Origin of the sequence: Streptomyces sp. WAC 01529 (genome assembly GCF_003945545.1) — a bacterium.
GTDB classification, from domain to species: Bacteria; Actinomycetota; Actinomycetes; order Streptomycetales; family Streptomycetaceae; genus Streptomyces; species Streptomyces anatolicus.
Map to the genome: position 1 here is coordinate 5,816,563 of NZ_CP029617.1, position 18,239 is coordinate 5,834,801.

Annotated in this window: 9 protein-coding genes; 2 read left to right on the forward strand and 7 right to left on the reverse strand. The window is 71.6% G+C overall.

Annotated features, from left to right (window positions below; all coding sequences use genetic code 11):
* Positions 1-15: 15 nt before the first annotated feature.
* The 3 genes from DMA15_RS26150 to DMA15_RS26160 all read right to left on the reverse strand — a co-directional run bounded on the left by DMA15_RS26150 (position 16) and on the right by DMA15_RS26160 (position 5,321).
* The gene (locus DMA15_RS26150; RefSeq protein ID WP_125515202.1) at positions 16-1,458 is read right to left on the reverse strand and encodes a phosphotransferase; all 1,443 of its coding nucleotides are present in this window, start codon (positions 1,456-1,458) and stop codon (positions 16-18) included.
* Positions 1,459-1,584: 126 nt separating this feature from the next.
* Complete coding sequence (gene treS / locus DMA15_RS26155) at positions 1,585-3,303, reverse strand: maltose alpha-D-glucosyltransferase (protein ID WP_125515203.1); 1,719 nt, start codon at positions 3,301-3,303, stop codon at positions 1,585-1,587.
* Complete coding sequence (locus DMA15_RS26160) at positions 3,300-5,321, reverse strand: alpha-1,4-glucan--maltose-1-phosphate maltosyltransferase (RefSeq protein ID WP_125515204.1); 2,022 nt, start codon at positions 5,319-5,321, stop codon at positions 3,300-3,302. The genes treS and DMA15_RS26160 overlap by 4 nt, the downstream gene beginning before the upstream one ends.
* Before the next feature lie 428 nt (positions 5,322-5,749).
* Here DMA15_RS26160 and DMA15_RS26165 point away from each other — a divergent pair, with 428 nt between their 5' ends.
* Both DMA15_RS26165 and glgP read left to right on the forward strand, forming a co-directional pair.
* On the forward strand, positions 5,750-7,087 hold the full coding sequence (locus DMA15_RS26165) for a carboxylesterase family protein (RefSeq protein ID WP_125515205.1): 1,338 nt from the start codon (positions 5,750-5,752) through the stop codon (positions 7,085-7,087).
* 189 nt (positions 7,088-7,276) lie between these two features.
* Positions 7,277-9,904, forward strand: a complete 2,628-nt coding sequence (gene glgP, locus DMA15_RS26170; protein ID WP_125515206.1) for an alpha-glucan family phosphorylase — start codon at positions 7,277-7,279, stop codon at positions 9,902-9,904.
* Positions 9,905-9,959: 55 nt separating this feature from the next.
* Here the strand turns inward: glgP and DMA15_RS26175 are convergent, their stop codons facing one another.
* From DMA15_RS26175 to DMA15_RS26190, 4 genes are all read right to left on the reverse strand, one after another.
* Positions 9,960-11,600 (reverse strand): M4 family metallopeptidase, encoded by a 1,641-nt coding sequence (locus DMA15_RS26175; RefSeq protein ID WP_125518008.1) that lies wholly within the window; start codon positions 11,598-11,600, stop codon positions 9,960-9,962.
* A 227-nt stretch (positions 11,601-11,827) separates the two neighbouring features.
* Entirely contained in the window at positions 11,828-13,903 is a 2,076-nt protein-coding gene (locus DMA15_RS26180) for a M4 family metallopeptidase (RefSeq protein ID WP_125515207.1), read from the reverse strand.
* 390 nt (positions 13,904-14,293) lie between these two features.
* Positions 14,294-16,252, reverse strand: a complete 1,959-nt coding sequence (locus DMA15_RS26185) for an ABC transporter ATP-binding protein (protein WP_125515208.1) — start codon at positions 16,250-16,252, stop codon at positions 14,294-14,296.
* Entirely contained in the window at positions 16,249-18,183 is a 1,935-nt protein-coding gene (locus tag DMA15_RS26190) for an ABC transporter ATP-binding protein (RefSeq protein ID WP_125515209.1), read from the reverse strand. The genes DMA15_RS26185 and DMA15_RS26190 overlap by 4 nt, the downstream gene beginning before the upstream one ends.
* Positions 18,184-18,239: the final 56 nt, after the last annotated feature.

Here is an 18,239-nt window from a genome sequence, read left to right on the forward strand (position 1 = left end):
TCCGGAAGGGGGTGGTCAGGGGGCGGCGTCGGCGGAGCCGTTCCCGGCGAGGCGGCGGGCCGCGGCCAGGGGGACGGGGAGCCAGTCGGGGCGGTGGCGGGCCTCGTAGAGGACCTCGTAGACCGCCTTGTCCGTCTCGAGGGCGCGCAGCAGCACGGGGTCCGTGCGCGGGTCGCGGCCCGCGACCTGCGCGTACCCCACGCAGTACGCGGCCCGGCAGTCCGCGGCCCACTCCGAGGCCCACGGTTCGCCGGAGCACGCCGCGTAGTCGAAGGAGCGCAGCATGCCCGCGACATCGCGGACCGGCGGCTGCGGCATGCGGCGCTCGGCGAGCGGGCGCGCGGGCTCACCCTCGAAGTCGATGATCGACCAGTGGCCGCCGGGGGAGCGCAGGCACTGCCCCAGGTGCAGATCGCCGTGGACGCGCTGGGCGGTCCACGACTGGCCCTCGCCGCCGAGGTCGGCCAGCGCCTCGAAGGCGGTGAGCAGCCCGGGCGCGTACGGCCGCAGCGCGGGCACCGCCTGCGCCGCCGCGGCCAGGCGCTGTGCCATGGCGTCGGCGATGCCCTCCACCTGGGCCCGGCCCAGTGTGACGGTCGGCAGCGCGGCGGCGAGCGCCGCGTGTACCTCGGCGGTGGCGCGGCCGAGCGCCCGCGCCTCGCCGGTGAAGTCCTCGCCCTTGTCGAGCCTGCGCAGGGCCAGCTCCCAGCCGTCCTCGGCGGCGGCCAGATACGGCTGGAGCACGCCGAGGCCGCACGCCTCGTCCGCGGTGGCCGCGCCGGAATCGAGGTCCGCGAGGAACCACGCGGCGGGCGGGGGCACCCGCGTGCAGCCCTGCCGGGCGAGGTGCAGCGGAAGCTCCAGGTCGGGGTTGACGCCGGGCACGACGCGGCGGAACAGCTTGAGGATGAACGTATCTCCGTAGACGACCGAGGAGTTGGACTGCTCGGCGGCGAGCGGGCGCGGGGTGAGTCCCGAGGGGATGGTCGCGCCCGTGTCGCGTTCGAAGCGGAGCACGCCGTGCCGGCCCGGCATCCGCAGCCGCTCCAGGAGCAGCGCGGACAGCCGCGGATCGTGCAGCGCCTCGTACACCGTCTGCCCGGCGAGGGGGCCCTCGGTGACGTGTCCGATGAGGGCGGACGCCAGCTGCGGGGGCAGGGTGCGGCGTACGCCGATGAGCAACTGGTAGCAGTCGCCGGGCCGTTCGGCCGAGGCGCCGCCCACGGGCGCGTCCTGGGCGGGGATGATCGGCTGGCGGACGCGTACGAGCAGATGCAGCAGGCCCGCCGGTGAGCTGCGGGGCAGGAGTTCGGTCGCCGCCACCGGCTCGAAGGCGCTGATGGGGCGGCCCTTTCCGGCGAACCATCGCTGCCGTGGCAGCCACTCGCGCAGCAGCGGGTCGAGCGAGGCGAGCAGCGCCGTGGTGTGCGCGGTGGGACGGGTGGCGGCTTCCGACATGGCGTCGCGTTCCTTTCCGCGAGGCGGACAAGGCTGTGTGCGGGAGTGCCGGTTGTGCGTAGGAGTGCCCAGGGCGGGACGGCGGAAACCGCCCCGCGAAGGCGTCGCGCCGCGAGAGTCGGGCCCCTACGACGGTTCCTCGCGCAGCCGGAACCAGTAGAAGCCATGGCCCGCCAGCGTGAGGAGGTAGGGCAGTTCGCCGATGGCCGGGAAGCGCACCCCGCCGATCAGCTCCACCGGGTGCCGTCCGTTGAAGGCTTGTAGATCCAGTTCGGTGGGCTGCGCGAAACGCGAGAAGTTGTGCACGCACAGCACGAGGTCGTCGCCCTCTTCGTCCGTCGGGGGCGCTTCGCGGAGGAAGGCGAGGACGGCGGGGTTGGAGGAGGGGAGTTCGGTGTAGGTGCCGAGGCCGAAGGCGGGGTTCTGTTTGCGGATCTCGATCATCCTGCGGGTCCAGTGCAGGAGGGAGGAGGGGGAGGACATGGAGGCTTCTACGTTGGTGACCTGGTAGCCGTAGACGGGGTCCATGATCGTGGGCAGGGAGAGGCGGCCCGGGTCGCAGGAGGAGAAGCCTGCGTTGCGGTCGGGTGTCCACTGCATGGGGGTGCGTACCGCGTCGCGGTCGCCGAGCCAGATGTTGTCGCCCATGCCGATCTCGTCGCCGTAGTAGAGGATCGGCGATCCTGGCAGGGAGAGCAGGAGTGCGGTGAACAGTTCGATCTGGTTGCGGTCGTTGTCCAGGAGGGGGGCGAGGCGGCGGCGGATGCCGATGTTGGCGCGCATGCGGGGGTCTTTGGCGTATTCGGCGTACATGTAGTCGCGTTCTTCGTCGGTGACCATCTCCAGGGTGAGTTCGTCGTGGTTGCGCAGGAAGATGCCCCATTGGCAGTTCTTGGGGATGGCGGGGGTCTTGGCGAGGATTTCGGAGACGGGGTAGCGGGATTCGCGGCGGACGGCCATGAAGATGCGGGGCATGACGGGGAAGTGGAATGCCATGTGGCATTCGTCGCCGCCGTTTTCGAAGGAGCCGAAGTAGTCGACGACGTCCTCGGGCCATTGGTTGGCCTCGGCGAGCAGGACGGTGTCGGGGTAGTGGGCGTCGATTTCGGCGCGGACGCGTTTGAGGAGGTGGTGGGTCTGGGGGAGGTTCTCGCAGTTGGTGCCCTCTTCGGCGTAGAGGTAGGGGACGGCGTCCAGGCGGAAGCCGTCGATGCCCAGGTCGAGCCAGAATTTGAGGGCGGAGATGATCTCTTCCTGGACTGCCGGGTTCTCGAAGTTGAGGTCGGGCTGGTGGGAGAAGAAGCGGTGCCAGTAGTACTGCTTGCGGACGGGGTCGAAGGTCCAGTTGGAGGCTTCGGTGTCGACGAAGATGATGCGGGCGTCGGCGTAGGCCTTGTCGTCGTCCGCCCAGACGTAGTAGTCGCCGTAGGGGCCGTCGGGGTCGGTGCGGGAGGCCTGGAACCACGGGTGCTGGTCGCTGGTGTGGTTCATGACGAAGTCGATGATGACCCGCATGCCGCGCTGGTGGGCGGAGTCGACGAATTCCACGAAGTCGGCGAGGTCGCCGAATTCGGGCAGGACCGCGGTGTAGTCGGAGACGTCGTAGCCGCCGTCGCGCAGGGGTGATTTGAAGAAGGGGGGCAGCCACAGGCAGTCCACGCCGAGCCATTGGAGGTAGTCGAGCTTGGCGGTGATGCCTTTCAGGTCGCCGACGCCGTCGCCGTTGCTGTCCTGGAAGGAGCGCACGAGTACTTCGTAGAACACGGCACGTTTGAACCAGTCGGGATGCCGGTCCTTGGTGGGCGTGTCCTCGAAGGTGTCCTGGACGGGCTCATTGACGATCATGATGTGGGTGACCCTCCGATCAACGGTGAGGACGGTCGCAGGACCCGGAGAATGTGCGCGGGCGCGCGGCCCGGCTCGAGGCGCACATAATTGGCCCTGCCCCAGTGATAGGTCTCGCCGGTGAGCTCGTCGCGCACCGGCACGGTCTCGTGCCATTCCAGGCCGAGTTGCGGCATGTTCAACGACACCGTGGCCTCCTGGGTGTGGTGGGGGTCGAGGTTGGCCACCACCAGAACCGTGTTCGAACCGTGCGCGTCCGTGGCGGTCTTGGAGTAGGCGATCACCGCTTCCTTGTCGGTGGGGTGGAAGTGCAGGTCCCGCAGCTGCTGGAGGGCGGGGTTGGCCCGCCGCACGCGGTTCAGCTCGGTGATGAGCGGGGCGATGGTGGCGCCCGTGCGCGCCGCCGATTCCCAGTCACGCGGGCGCAGTTGGTACTTCTCCGAGTCCAGGTACTCCTCGCTGCCGGGCCGCACGGGGGTGTTCTCGCACAGCTCGAACCCGCTGTAGACGCCCCAGGTCGGCGAGAGTGTCGCGGCGAGCACGGCCCGCGTCTCGAAGGCGGGGCGGCCGCCGTCCTGGAGGTAGGCGTGCAGGATGTCGGGGGTGTTCACGAAGAAGTTCGGGCGCAGGAAGTGCGCGCTCTCGCGGGACAACTCGGTGAGGTAGTCGGTGAGTTCGGCCTTGTCGTTGCGCCAGGTGAAGTACGTGTACGACTGCTGGAAACCGATGGCCGCGAGGGTGTGCAGCATCGCGGGGCGGGTGAAGGCCTCGGCGAGGAAGATGACGTCCGGGTCGGTGCCGTTGATCCGGGCGATCACCTCCTCCCAGAACACGACCGGCTTGGTGTGCGGATTGTCGACGCGGAAGATCCGCACCCCGTGCCCCATCCAGAACCGCAGCAGCCGCACCGTCTCCTCGATGAGCCCCGGCATGTCCCGGTCGAAGGCGAGCGGATAGATGTCCTGGTACTTCTTCGGCGGGTTCTCCGCGTACGCGATGGAACCGTCGGCCCGGTGCCGGAACCACTCCGGATGCTTGTCCACCCACGGATGGTCCGGCGAGCACTGCAACGCGAAGTCCAGCGCCACTTCGAGCCCCAACTCCCCCGCCCGCCCGACGAAGGCGTCGAAGTCGTCGAGGGTCCCGAGGTCCGGATGGACCGCGTCATGGCCGCCCTCCGGCGAGCCGATCGCCCAGGGCACGCCCACGTCGTACGGGCCGGGGGAGAGGGAGTTGTTGGGGCCCTTGCGGAACGTGGTGCCGATGGGGTGGATCGGGGGCAGGTACACCACGTCGAAGCCCATGTCCGCGATCGCGGGCAGCCGCTCGGCCGCCGTGCGGAACGTCCCCGACACCGGCGGGGCGTCCTGCCGCACGACAGCGCCCTCCGAGCGCGGGAAGAACTCGTACCAGGAGCCGAACAGGGCCCGCCGCCGCTCCACGACGAGCGGGAACTCCGGTGAGGACGTGATGAGTTCACGCAGCGGATGGCGGGCCAGCGCCGCCTCCACCTCGGGCGTGAGGGCCGCCGCGAGGCGGGCGGCAGGTGCGCGGCCCGTGTCGCGCAGCGCCTCGGCCGCGCCGAGCACGGCGGCCCGCTCGGCCGGGGGGACCCCGGCGGCGGCGCGTTCGTGGAGGCGGGCGCCCTCCTCCAGGACCAGGTCCGTGTCGAGGCCCGCCGGTATCTTGATCCCCGCGTGGTGCCGCCAGGTCGAGACCGGATCGCCCCACGCCTCCACGGCGTACGTCCAGCGCCCCTCGGCGTCGGGTGTGACGTCCGCGCCCCACCGGTCGGTGCCGGGCGCCAGCTCCCGCATCGGGGTCCAGGGGCCGGGGCGCCCCTCGGGGTCGCGCAGGACGACATTGGCGGCGACCGCCTCATGGCCTTCGCGGAAGACCGTGGCGGTCACCTGGAACGTTTCGCCCGGCACGGCCTTCGCCGGTTTTCGGCCGCAGTGGACGGCCGGGCGGACGTCCAGAACGGGGATGGTCGGTTGCGGGGTCGAGCCAAGAGGCATGTCTGACCGCTCCTGTCCGCGTGCACGGATACGGGGGTGGGGAGACGTTCCGCGGTGCGTGCCGACCGCGTCGGGCCGGAGTGCGTACCGCAGGAGCCTTCCCACACCCCCCGGGTGGGCAATCCGGCGCTTTGTTAACTACTAGTGCGTAACGGCACGTGCAAGACCGGCCTCGGCGTGACGGGCGGGACCGGTCCGAAAACGCACTGTTCGTTATGGGCCGGGTGCATATGCCCTACGGGTGGTCGTCGCCGAGCGTCGGCCTGAGCCGCCCTGGGGGCCCCGTGCGGCCGCCCCCGCCGTGTCCGGCGAACCGGCGTGGCGCGTACGCCAGTTGGAGAGGCCTTCGCCGGGTGTGGCGGGTTTCCGCCGGTCCTCGGCGCCGGGCCCCTTGCGGAAGCGGCCGAATCTGTTGTGCCGTACACCCCATGCCAGGCCACCCGATCGTCGCCACCACCCACGGCCCCGTCCGCGGCGAACCCCACACGCACGGCGCCCGCTTCCTCGGCATCCCCTACGCCGCGCCACCCGTCGGCGACCTCCGCTTCGCGTCACCCGTCGCGCCACAGCCCTGGGAGAGCCCGCTGGACGCGGTCGCGTACGGGCCGACCGCGCAGCGCCGCGGGATCGGCGAGGGCGCCACCATCCCCGAACCCTCGGTCCCCGGCCACGGCATCCTCAACCTCAACGTCTTCACCCCCGCCCCGGGCACCGCGGCGGCGCTCCCCGTCCTGGTCTGGATCCACGGCGGCTCCTACGTCGCCGGGTCCGCCGCGAGCCCCTGGTACGACGGGGCCTCCTTCAGCCGCGACGGCGTCGTCCTCGTCTCGCTCGGCTACCGGCTCGGCATCGAAGGCTTCCTGCACCTGGACGACGCCCCGGACAACCGCGGCGTACGCGACTGGATCGCCGCCCTGCGCTGGGTGCGGGAGAACATCGCCGCGTTCGGCGGGGACCCCGCGAAGGTCACCGTCGCCGGGCAGTCGGCGGGCGGCGGCGCCGTCCAGACGCTGCTGGCGACCCCCGCCGCGCGCGGCCTCTTCCGCGGGGCGATCGCCCTGTCCGCCTCGCTGATGGAGCCGCAGGAGCGGTGGGTGGGCCGCGCCGTGGCCGAGCTGTTCACGCGACGCACGGGCGTGCCCGCCACCGCCGCGGCGCTGCGCGACCTCACCGACGAGCGGATCCTCTCCCTCCAGGACACCCTGAGCGAGCCCCGCCCCGACCGCCCGGAACTCCCTCGCCGCGTCCTCGCCCCCTTCGCCGACGGCGAGCTTCTCCCGCGCCCCGTGCTCACCGAGCTGACGGAGGGCGACCTGGGCGCGGAGCTGCCGCTGCTGCTCGGCTTCACGCGCCAGGAGTTCAACTCCTTCGGCGGCCAGGAGCTGACCGACCTCGTCTTCCGCAGGCCGAACCTCGCGGTGGCCGAGGCCCGCGCCGCACGCGGCCACCCCACCTGGCTCTACGAGTTCCGCTGGCCCTCGCCCGCACCCGGCAGCGGCAAGGGGCTCGCCTTCCACTGCCTGGACCTGCCCTTCGCGTTCGACCTGCTCGCCGCCGAGGGCGTTCCGGCCGCCGCGGGCGAGTCCCCGCCCCAGCGCCTCGCCGACGCGATGCACGCCTCCCTCGTCGCCTTCGTCCGCGATCTCGACCCGGGCGGCGCATGGCCGCGCTACACCCGGGCCCGCCGCGCCACCCGGCTCTGGGAGGCCGTGCCACGCCTGGTGGACGACCCGTTGCGGGCGGAACGGGAGAGCTGGTTCGGCTGAGCCGGACCCGGCACGGGCCCGCCCGTCGGACGGCCGTGCGCCCCGTGCGCCGTGGTGACAGGAGGCGGGCCGCCGCTACCTTCGTGTCGCGTAGGCCGATATGTACCGCATCCCGTGCGTCCCGGTGCATCACCGGGACGCACCGGGTATCACTGTGCGTCCCCGCGAATTCCCGCGAAGGTGGAGACCGTGAAGGCAATCCGTCGTTTCACCGTACGTCCCGTCCTTCCCGAACCCCTCGGTCACCTCGCCGAGCTGGCCCGCAATCTGCGCTGGTCCTGGCACCCGCGCACCCGCGAACTCTTCCGATCGGTCGACCCCGCGCTGTGGGAGGCGTCCGGCTGCGACCCGGTGCGGCTGCTCGGCGGCGTACCGTCCGCGCGGCTCGCCGCACTCGCCCGCGACGAGGATTTCCTGCGGCGGCTCGCCGAGACCGCGGCCGAGCTGCGGGAGTACGTCACCGGAGACCGCTGGTACCAGGAGCAGAGCGGGGCCGACAACCAACTCCCGCGCGCTGTCGCGTACTTCTCCCCGGAGTTCGGCATCACCGCCGCCCTGCCCCAGTACTCCGGCGGCCTCGGCATCCTCGCCGGGGACCACCTCAAGGCCGCCAGCGACCTCGGCGTGCCGCTCATCGGCGTCGGGCTGCTCTACCGGCACGGCTACTTCCGCCAGTCGCTGTCGCACGACGCCTGGCAGCAGGAGCACTATCCGGTCCTCGACCCGAACGAACTCCCCGTCTCCCTGCTCCGCGAGCCCGACGGCACCCCCGCCCGGATCGCGCTCGCCCTGCCCGGCGGGCGCTCGCTGCTCGCCCACGTCTGGCAGGCGCAGGTCGGCCGCGTCCCGCTGCTCCTGCTCGACTCCGACGTCGAGGAGAACGCCCCCGGCGAGCGCGACGTCACCGACCGCCTCTACGGCGGCGGCGGCGAGCACCGCCTCCTCCAGGAGATGCTGCTCGGCATCGGCGGGGTGCGCGCCGTACGCGCGTACTGCCGGCTGACCGGCCACCCCGAACCCGAGGTCTTCCACACCAACGAGGGGCACGCGGGCTTCCTGGGACTCGAACGCATCCACGAACTGGCCCTCGCGGAGCTCGGCTTCGACGCCGCGCTCGAAGCCGTCCGCGCCGGCACCGTCTTCACCACCCATACGCCCGTCCCCGCCGGCATCGACCGCTTCGACCGCGAGCTGGTCGCCCACCACTTCGGGCCCGACGCCGAACTGCCCCGCATCGACGTCGGCGACATCCTGCGCCTGGGCATGGAGACCTACCCCGGCGGCGAGCCCAACCTCTTCAACATGGCGGTGATGGGCCTGCGCCTGGGCAGCCGCGCCAACGGCGTGAGCACCCTGCACGGCTCGGTGAGCCGCGGGATGTTCGCGGGGCTCTGGCCGGGCTTCGACCCCGAGGAGGTCCCGATCACCTCCATCACCAACGGCGTGCACGCGCCGACCTGGGTCGCCCCCGAGGTCCTCGCGCTCGGCGCCCGCCAGATCGGCGAGCGCCGTACCGAGGACGCCCTCTCCGTGGGCGGCTCCGACCGCTGGGACGCCGTCGCCGACATCCACGACACCGACATCTGGGAGCTGCGCCGCACCCTGCGCGAGCAGCTGGTCCACGAGGTCAGGCGGCGCCTGCACGCCTCCTGGCGGCAACGCGGCGCCGCCACCGCCGAGCTGGGCTGGATCGACGAGGTCCTCGACCCGGACGTCCTGACCATCGGCTTCGCCCGCCGCGTCCCCTCGTACAAGAGGCTGACGCTCATGCTGCGCGACCGGGACCGGCTCATGGAGCTGCTCACCCACCCCGAGCGGCCCCTCCAGATCGTCGTCGCGGGCAAGGCGCACCCGGCCGACGACGGCGGCAAGCGGCTCATCCAGGAACTGGTCCGCTTCACCGACGACCCGCGCGTGCGCCACCGCATCGTCTTCCTGCCGGACTACGGCATGGCGATGGCGCAGAAGCTCTACCCGGGCTGCGACGTGTGGCTGAACAACCCGCTCCGGCCCCTGGAGGCGTGCGGGACCTCCGGCATGAAGGCGGCCCTCAACGGCTGCCTCAACCTGTCCGTGCTCGACGGCTGGTGGGACGAGTGGTTCGAGCCCGACTTCGGCTGGGCCATCCCCACGGCGGACGGCGCCGCCACCGACGACGACCGCCGCGACGACCTGGAGGCGGCCGCCCTCTACGACCTCCTGGAGCGCCGCATCGCCCCCCGCTTCTACGAGCGGGGCCCCGGCGGGCTGCCCGACCGGTGGATCGAGATGGTCCGCAAGACGCTGACCAGGCTCGGCCCGAAGGTCCTCGCGGGCCGCATGGTCCGTGAGTACGTCGAGGAGCTGTACGCCCCCGCCGCGCGCGCCCACCGTGCGCTTGACGCCACGGCCGCCGTCGAACTGGCCGCCTGGAAGGGCCGCGTCCGTGCGGCCTGGCACCGGGTGGCCGTCGACCACGTCGAGGCCTCGGCGACCGGTGCCACCGCGGAACTGGGCTCCACGCTGGCCGTGCGGGTGCGGGTGCACCTGGGGGAGCTGGCCCCGGAGGACGTCGAGGTCCAGGCGCTCGCGGGGCGCGTCGACCCGGAGGACCACCTCACCGGGGCCACGCCGGTGCCGCTGAAGCCGGCGAGCGGCCCCGACCTGGAGGGGCGTTACGTGTACGAGGGGCCGCTCGCGCTGGACCGGACGGGGTCCTTCGGGTACACGGTGCGGATCCTTCCCGCGCACCGGCTGCTGGCCGGCGGGGCCGAGCTGGGTCTGGTCGCGGTGCCCTCGGAGGCGACCGGTGAGGCGGCCGGGGTGCTGATGAGGTGAACGCGGAAGGGGCGGCGCCCTCCGTTCGGATGCCGCCCCCTTTTCACACCGTCGGTTACTTGACGTTCACGGCCTTCCAGGCCGCGGCCACGCCCTTGTACTCGGCGGAGGTGGCGCCGTACAGGTCCTTCGCGGCGCTGAGCGTGCCCTTGCGGGCCGCCTTGTAGTTGGTGGTCGACGTGAAGTACGTCGTCAGCGCCTTGTACCAGATCTTCTCGGCCTTGGCGCGGCCGATGCCCACGACCTTGGTGCCGTCGAAGGTCGGCGAGTTGTAGTTGACGCCGTTGATCCGCTTCTTGCCGCTGCCCTCGGAGAGCAGGTAGAAGAAGTGGTTGGCGATGCCCGACGAGTAGTGGACATCGACGTTCCCGGCGTTCGCGCTCCAGTAGTCCAGGGAGCCGCCGTCCTTGGAGGGCTTGTCCATGTACCGCAGCGGGGTGCCGTCGCCGTTGATGTCGATCTTCTCGCCGACGAGGTAGTCGCCGACGTCCTTGGGGTTCTTGGCCTTGAACTCCACGGCGGCGGCGAAGATGTCGGAGGTGGCCTCGTTGAGGCCGCCGGACTCGCCGCTGTACTCCATGTTGCCGGTCGCCGACGTGACGCCGTGCGTCATCTCGTGCGCCGCCACGTCGATCGAGGTGAGGGGCTTCTTGTTGCCCTCGCCGTCGCCGTACGTCATGCAGAAGCAGCTGTCGTCCCAGAAGGCGTTGACGTAGCCGTTGCCGAAGTGGACCCGCGACCTCGCGCCCTTGCCGTCGCCGTTGATGCCCTTGCGGCCGTGCACCGCCTTGTAGTAGTCCCAGGTGAGCTGGGCGCCGTAGGCGGCGTCGACGGCGGCGGTCTGCGCGCTGGAGGGCTTGCCGTTGCCCCAGACGTCGTTGGCGTCCTTGAAGAGCTTGCCCGAGCCGCTCTCCGCGTGCTTCATGTCGTACGTGCGGTGGCCGCCGCGGGCCTTGTCGTTCAGCTCGTAGCCGCTCGCGGTCTTCTTCGAGCCGACGGTGACCTTGCCGCTGTACTGGCTGTTGCCGGTGCCGTTCTCGATGGCCTGGTACTGGTACAGCTTCTTGCCGGTCGCGGCGTCCGTGATGACGTGCAGCCTGCTGGGCGTGCCGTCATTCTGCACACCGGTGACGACCGTCTCGTACGCGAGGACGGGCTTGCCGGAGGCGGCCCAGATCACCTTGCGCGGGGCCTGCGCGTCGGCCTGCGCGGTCTTCGCCTTCGCGGCGGTCGACTCGGCGGACTTCGCGACGGAGGCCTTGGGCAGCCGGGCGTCGGTGGAGGAGACCTTCACGGACGCCTCGGTCGCCTTGGTGACGCCCTTCAGCTCGCCGCTCTTCGCGGTGTGCACGACGAGGTCGCCGCCGAGGACGGGCAGGCCCTCGTAGGTGCGCTCGTAGCGGGTGTGGGTGGTGCCGTCGCGGTCCTTGACGACATCGCGGACGACGAGCTTCTCCTTGGCGCCGAGGCCGATCTCGTCGGCGGTCGCGGCCTTGTCGGCGTTCGCGTCCTGGAGGAGGCCCGCGCGGTCCGACGCCGAGAGCGCGGCGGGCGCGGCCGACGGGGCCGGCGACTCGTCCGTGCCCTGGGCGGAGGCGCCGGTGGTCAGTCCGGCGGTGAGCATCGCGCCGGCGGCCACGGCGGTGGCGATCGTGAGCGTCGAACGTCTGCGGGATATACGGGATATACGAGACATCTGGGAGGTCACACGGGCTCCTTCTGTGGGGGTCTTGCGGGGGAAGAGTGTCATTCGGGCCAGGTACATGTCAGGGCTTTGGCCAGATGTTGGCCGGAAATGGTCCGCTGAGCGATGGTCAACATACGCAATGCGAACGGCGGGGGAACGGCCGCGGGCAGCAAAAGCGCGCCGCCCCGGGGAGTTGAACACCCGGGGCGGCGCCGTTCGAACGCGGGACGGCCGGTCTACGGGAAGGTGACCTTCCAGCTGTTGATGTAACCGGTGTCCTGCGCGGCCTTGTCCTGGACCTTCAGCTTCCAGGTGCCGTTGGCCACCTCGGAGGAGGCGTTGACCGTGTAGGTCTCCTTGACGTTGTCCGCGGAGTCCGAGCTGCTCGTGGGCTTCAGCGGATAGACCGTGCCGTCGGGCGCCACCAGGTCGACCTGGAGGTCACCGCGCCAGGTGTGGACGATGTCGACGCCGACCTTCAGGGCGCTCGGCGCGTTGCCGGTGCGGCCGGTGACGTTGACCGAGGAGGTCACCGCGGCGCCGTTGTCCGGGATGGACACGTCCGTGGTGTTCTCGAAGCTGGTGCCGCCGGGCTCCTCGCCGCCGGGTCGGGCGCCGACGTTCACCGCGGCCCAGGCGTGCGCCACGGCCTTGTACTCGGCGCTGGTCGTGCCGTACAGCTCACCGGCGACCGCGAGCGTGCCGGTGCGGGCCGCCGCGTAGTTGGTCGTGGTGGTGAACTTCGTGGTGAGCGCCTTGAACCAGATCAGCGACGCCTTGTCCCGGCCGATGCCGGTCACCGGCAGGCCGTCGGAGGTCGGCGAGTCGTACTGGACGCCGTTGATCTCCTTCTTGCCGCTGCCCTCGCTCAGCAGGTAGTAGAAGTGGTTGGCCACGCCCGACGAGTAGTGCACGTCGATGTTGCCGATGCCCGAGTACCACGAGTCCTTGGACGAGCCGTCCTTGGAGGGCTTGTCCATGTAGCGCAGCGGGGTGCCGTCGCCGCGGATGTCGATCTTCTCGCCGACGTTGTAGTCGCCCACGTCCTGCGGGTTGTTGGCGTTGAACTCGACGGCCGCCGCGAAGATGTCGGAGGTCGCCTCGTTCAGGCCGCCGGACTCGCCGCTGTACGTCATGTTGCCGGTCGCGGCCGTGACGCCGTGCGTCATCTCGTGGGCCGCCACGTCGATGGAGGTCAGCGGCTTGGCGTTGTTCGCGCCGTCGCCGTACGTCATGCAGAAGCAGCCGTCCGACCAGAAGGCGTTGACGTAGTTGTTGCCGTAGTGGACCCGGGAGTACGCGCCGACGCCGTCACCGCGGATGCCGCTGCGGCCGTGCACGTTCTTGTAGTAGTCCCAGGTCAGTGCGGCACCGTAGTGGGCGTCGGCGCCGGCCGTCTCCAGGTTGGAGGGCAGGCCGTTGCCCCACACGTCGTCGGCGCCCGAGAAGAGGGTGCCGGTGCCGGAGGTGCCGCGGTTGAGGTTGTACGTCTTGTGGTTGCCGCGGGCGGTGTCGGTGAGGGTGTAGTTCGACCCCGACTGCGCGGTGCCCAGCGGCACTTGGCCGCTGTACTGCGTATTGCCCGTGCCGTTCTCGATGCCCTGCCACTGGAAGAGCTTCTTGCCGGTGGCGGCGTCCGTGACGACGTGCAGCTCGTTCGGCGTGCCGTCGTGCTGGAGGCCGCCGACCACGGTCTCGTAGGCGAGGACCGGCTTGCCCTTGGCCAGCCACACGACCTTGCGCGGCGCCCGGTCCGCGTCGGTCTTCTTCGACCCCTCGGCCTTCGCGGCGCTCAGCGCCTGCTTCTCCGCGGCCGACGCCTTGATCCCGGCGCTCATGTCGATGCCCTTGAGCCGCGCCTTCGTGGCCTTGGTGACGCCCTCGGTCTTCCCCGACTTCGCGGTGTCGACCACCATGTCGCCGCCGAGGACGGGCAGGCCGTCGTAGGTGCGCTCGTAGCGGGTGTGGACCGTGCCGTCGCGGTCCTTGGTGACGTCGCGGACGACGAGCTTCTCCTTGGCGCCGAGGCCCAGGTCCTTGGCGGTCTCCGCCTTGGTGGCGTTGGCGTCACGTATCAGCTCGGCGCGCTGGGCGGGCGAGAGCTTGACGGCGAGCGCGCCCGGGTCGACCTTGCCGAGCTTCTGGGCGGGGGCCTTGGCGGCGGTCTTCCACGGGTCCTCGGCCGAGGCGGGGCCCGCCTGGACGGCGACGGCCAGCAGGGCGGCGACGGCGGAGAGGGCGCCGACGGCGGTCGCGCGGGTGCGGGCCGAACGGCTGTGGGAGCTGGGTCTGTGGGAGGTGTTTCTCAACACGGACTCCTTCTGCGCGGCCGCGGGGGTGCGCGGCCAGAGCTACCGGACGGCTGGATCGCCGTCCGGGCAGAGCGGGGCGGTACGCAGAACTGGGCGGTGCACAACGGGTATTGCGTGAAGAGAAACCGTCGCGTTGTTGAAAGTCGTGCGGCGGTCGAGGGGAAGAGTGACACCGGAGCACGGTCTCTGTCAGGACCGCGTCAAGAGTTGGCTGGAATCAGTCCGTTGGCCGGTGGCGGGAGTTCGCTATCCGGAGTGGAGAGGAGCCTGCGCCCGCAAGGGGTAAGCGGTTTCCGGCGAGCGGCCGGAATCAGCCGCCTTCAGAGGGCGGGGGCCGGTCCCGGAGGCCGGTTCCGGTGGCAGGGGCGTCCTCCCGGGCCGGCCCTGCCGTCAGCTCACCACGCTCTCCCGCCAGGCGCGGTGCAGCTCCGCGAACGAGCCGGTTCCCGCGATGAGTTGAGCGGGCGCGCCGTCCTCCACGACGCGTCCGTGCTCCATGACAAGGACCCGGTCCGCGATCTCCACCGTGGAGAGGCGGTGGGCGATCACCACGGCCGTGCGGCCGCGCAGGACCGTGTGCATGGCGCGCTGCACGGCCCGCTCGCCGGGGATGTCCAGGGAGCTGGTCGCCTCGTCGAGGATCAGTACCGCCGGGTCGGCGAGCAGGGCGCGGGCGAAGGCCACCAACTGACGCTGGCCCGCCGAGATCCGGCCACCGCGTTTACGTACGTCCGTGTCGTAGCCGTCCGGCAGTGACGCGATGAAGTCATGGGCGCCGATGGCCTTCGCGGCGTGCTCGATCTCCTCGCGGGTGGCGTCGGGGCGGCCGATCGCGATGTTCTCCGCGACGGTGCCGGAGAACAGGAACGCCTCCTGCGTCACCATCACGACCCCGCGCCGCAGCTCCGCGCCGGACAGTTCCCGCAGGTCGACGCCGTCCAGGAGGACGCGGCCCTCGGTCGGGTCGTAGAAGCGGGCGAGCAGCTTCGCCAGCGTGGACTTGCCCGCGCCGGTCGAGCCGACCACGGCGACGGTCTGCCCCGCGGGCAGCGTCAGGTCGAAGCGGGGCAGCACCTCACCGCCCGTGCGGTAGGCGAAGCGCACCCCGTCGAACCGCACCTCCCGCCCCGGGTGGTCGCTCTCCAAGGCCGGCAGCGGACGCGCGGCGGACGCCTCCGGTTCGGGCACGGCCGGGGTCTGGGCGAGCAGCCCCGCCACCTTCTCCAGGGAGGCGGCCGCCGACTGGTAGGAGTTGAGGAACATGCCGAGCCGGTCGATCGGGTCGTAGAGGCGCCGCAGATACAGCACGGCCGCGGCGAGGACGCCGAGCGCGAGTCCGCCGTCGGCGACCCGGTGCGCGCCCCACAGGACGATGGCGGCGACGGCCACGTTGGCGATGAGCCGCGAGCCGACCACGTAACGGGCCATCTCCAGCATCGCGCCGCCGTTGCTCCGCTCGTGCCGGCGGTTGAGCGCGGCGAACTCCGCGTCGTTGGCCCGTTCCCTGCGGAAGGCCCGCACCGGCCGGATGCCGTTCATCGTCTCCGCGAACTTCACGATGACGGCGGCGATCGCGGTCGAGCGGTTGCGGAACATCAGCCCGGCGCGGCGCTGGTAGAGCCGTACGAGGAGGTAGAGCGGCACGAAGGACGCCACCGCGAGCGCGCCGAGACCCAGATCGAGCCAGAGCAGCATGGCCGAGATGTAGACGAAGGAGAGCAGGACGGTGATCAGTTCCTGGAGGCCCTCGCTGAGCAGTTCGCGCAGCGACTCCACATCGGTGGTGGAGCGGGAGATCAGCCGGCCCGAGGTGTACCGCTCGTGGAAGTCGACGCTGAGCGCCTGCGCGTGCCGGAAGATGCGGCCGCGCAGATCGAGCAGCACGTCCTGGTTGACGCGGGCGGAGGCGACGATGAAGGCGTACTGGAGCGCGCCGGACGCGCCCGCGCAGAGCAGATAGCCGACGGCGACCGCGATCAGCGGGCCGTAGTCGTCGGCGCGTACGGCGGGTACGCCGCTGTCGATGGCGTACGCGACGAGCAGCGGCCCGGCCTGCACGACGGCCTGCTGCACGAGGAGCAGTACGGCGGCGAGGGCGACGCGGCCGCGCAGCGGGGAGAGCAGGGAGCGCAGGAGGGCGCGGGTGGCGCCGGGCGGTGTGGGGAGGTCGTCCTTGTCGAAGGGGTCGTCGGCGGTGGCGGCCGGCTTTCCGTCCGGGGCGGCGGGCGGGGTGGCGTCTTCGGCGGGCTTCGGCTGGTTGGGATCGGGCTCCGGGGGCGTGTTCCGCGACGCGGATGTCGATGTGGAGGTGGACGCGGATGTCGATGCGGATGTCGACGAGGTGGTCATCGGGCAGCCTCCTCGGCAGCGCGGCCGGCGTGATCGGCTGGGTCGGCGGGGCTCGGGGGAGCGGCGGCGGGTAGGCCGGCGGGGCCCCCGGCCTCGGCGCCCGACATCAGCCAGGCGTACTCCGCGTTCTCCCGCAACAGTTCCTGGTGCGTGCCGACGGCGGCGACCCGGCCGCCGGAGAGCAGGGCGACACGGTCGGCGAGCTGCACCGTGGAGGGGCGGTGGGCGACGATCAGCGCGGTCGTGTCCGCGAGGACCCGCCGCAGCGCCGCCTCCACCAGCGCCTCCGTGTGGACGTCCAGCGCGGAGAGCGGGTCGTCCAGGACCAGGAAGCGGGGGCGGCCCACCACCGCGCGGGCCAGGGCGAGGCGCTGGCGCTGGCCGCCGGAGAGGCTCAGACCCTGCTCGCCGACCTGGGTGCCCGTGCCCTGCGGCAGGGCGTACACGAAGTCGGCCTGCGCCACGTCCAGGGCGCGCGCCAACTCGGCGTCCCCGGCGCTCCCTTCGGCGCCCATCAGGACGTTCTCGCCGACCGTCGCGGAGAACAGCGTCGGCTCCTCGAAGGCGACGGCCACCAGGGTGCGCAGCCGCTCGCGGTCCATCGCCGCGATGTCCTCGCCGTCCAGCGTGATGCGGCCGCCGCTCACCTCGTGCAGCCGGGGCACCAGCGCGGTGAGCGTCGTCTTGCCGCTGCCGGTCGCGCCGACCAGGGCCATGGTCTCGCCGGGCCGGATGTGCAGGTCGACGCGGCTGAGCACCGGGGGCGCGTCCGGCGGCGCGTCGGGATATCTGAACTCCACGTCGTGGAAGCGCAGTCCGCCGCTTTCGGGGGCGGAGTGGGCAGGGGACGCGGAAGGGGCAGGAGCGAGGGTCGCGACGGGAGCGAGGGCCGCGGAAGGGGCGGGGGACGGGGCCTCCGGCTCCGCGTCCATCACCTCGAAGTACCGCTCCGTGGCCGTCGCCGACTCCTGGCTCATCGCGAGCAGGAACCCGATCGACTCCACCGGCCACCGTAGCGCCAGCGCCGTCGACAGGAAGGCGACCAGCGTCCCCGTGGACAGGTCGCCGTCCGCGACCCGCACCGTGCCGAGCACGAGCGCCGCCCCGATCGCCGCCTCCGGGAGCGCCATGATGACCGCGTAGATCGCCGCGAGGATCCGCGCCTTGGCCAGCTCCGTGCCCCGCAGGGTGTGCGACAGCTCGCGAAAGGCCCGCGCCTGGCTGCGGTGGCGGCCGAAACCCTTGATGATGCGGATGCCGAGCACGCTCTCCTCGACGACCGTCGTCAGATCGCCGACCTGGTCCTGCGCCCGCCGCGCCACGGCGGTGTACCGCCCCTCGTAGTACGCGCACACGATCACCATCGGCGCCACGGGCGCCAGCAGCACAAGACCGAGCGTGAAGTCCTGGCCGAGCAGGATGATCACGCCCACCACGATCGTCGCCCCGTTGACCAGCAGGAACGTCAGCGGAAAGGCGAGGAACATCCGCAGCAGCATCAGATCCGTCGTGCCGCGCGAGAGCAACTGCCCCGACGCCCACCGGTCGTGGAAGGCCACCGGGAGCCGCTGGAGGTGGCGGAAGAGATCCGCCCGCATCGCCGCCTCCACGCCCGCGAGCGGCCGGGCGACGAGCCACCGCCGCAAGCCGAAGAGCAGCGCCTCCACCAGGCCGAGCGCCAGCAGCAGGAGCGCCCCGAGCCAGACTCCGGCCCCGTCCCCGTCGGCCACCGGGCCGTCCACCATCCACTTCAGTACGAGGGGGAAGACCAGCCCCGTACAGGAGGCGACGATCGCGACAAAGGCCGCGGTGATCAGGCGAGTTCGGACCGGGCGCACATACGGCCACAGCCGCAGCAGGGTGCGGACGGTGGACCGTCCCCCGATGGGGCCGTCTATGGGTGCCTCGGCGGGCGCAGCTGATTTCGGCATCAGGAGCGAGCCTACGGATGACCACTGACAGCGCCCACCGAGTTTTGGCCCGCACG

Coding starts and splice junctions, on each gene's coding strand:
- DMA15_RS26150 (WP_125515202.1), bottom strand. CDS start 1,458: ATGTCGGAAGCCGCCACCCGTCCCACCGCGCACACCACGGCGCTGCTC.
- treS (WP_125515203.1), bottom strand. CDS start 3,303: ATGATCGTCAATGAGCCCGTCCAGGACACCTTCGAGGACACGCCCACC.
- DMA15_RS26160 (WP_125515204.1), bottom strand. CDS start 5,321: ATGCCTCTTGGCTCGACCCCGCAACCGACCATCCCCGTTCTGGACGTC.
- DMA15_RS26165 (WP_125515205.1), top strand. CDS start 5,750: ATGCCAGGCCACCCGATCGTCGCCACCACCCACGGCCCCGTCCGCGGC.
- DMA15_RS26175 (WP_125518008.1), bottom strand. CDS start 11,600: ATGTCTCGTATATCCCGTATATCCCGCAGACGTTCGACGCTCACGATC.
- DMA15_RS26185 (WP_125515208.1), bottom strand. CDS start 16,252: ATGACCACCTCGTCGACATCCGCATCGACATCCGCGTCCACCTCCACA.
- DMA15_RS26190 (WP_125515209.1), bottom strand. CDS start 18,183: ATGCCGAAATCAGCTGCGCCCGCCGAGGCACCCATAGACGGCCCCATC.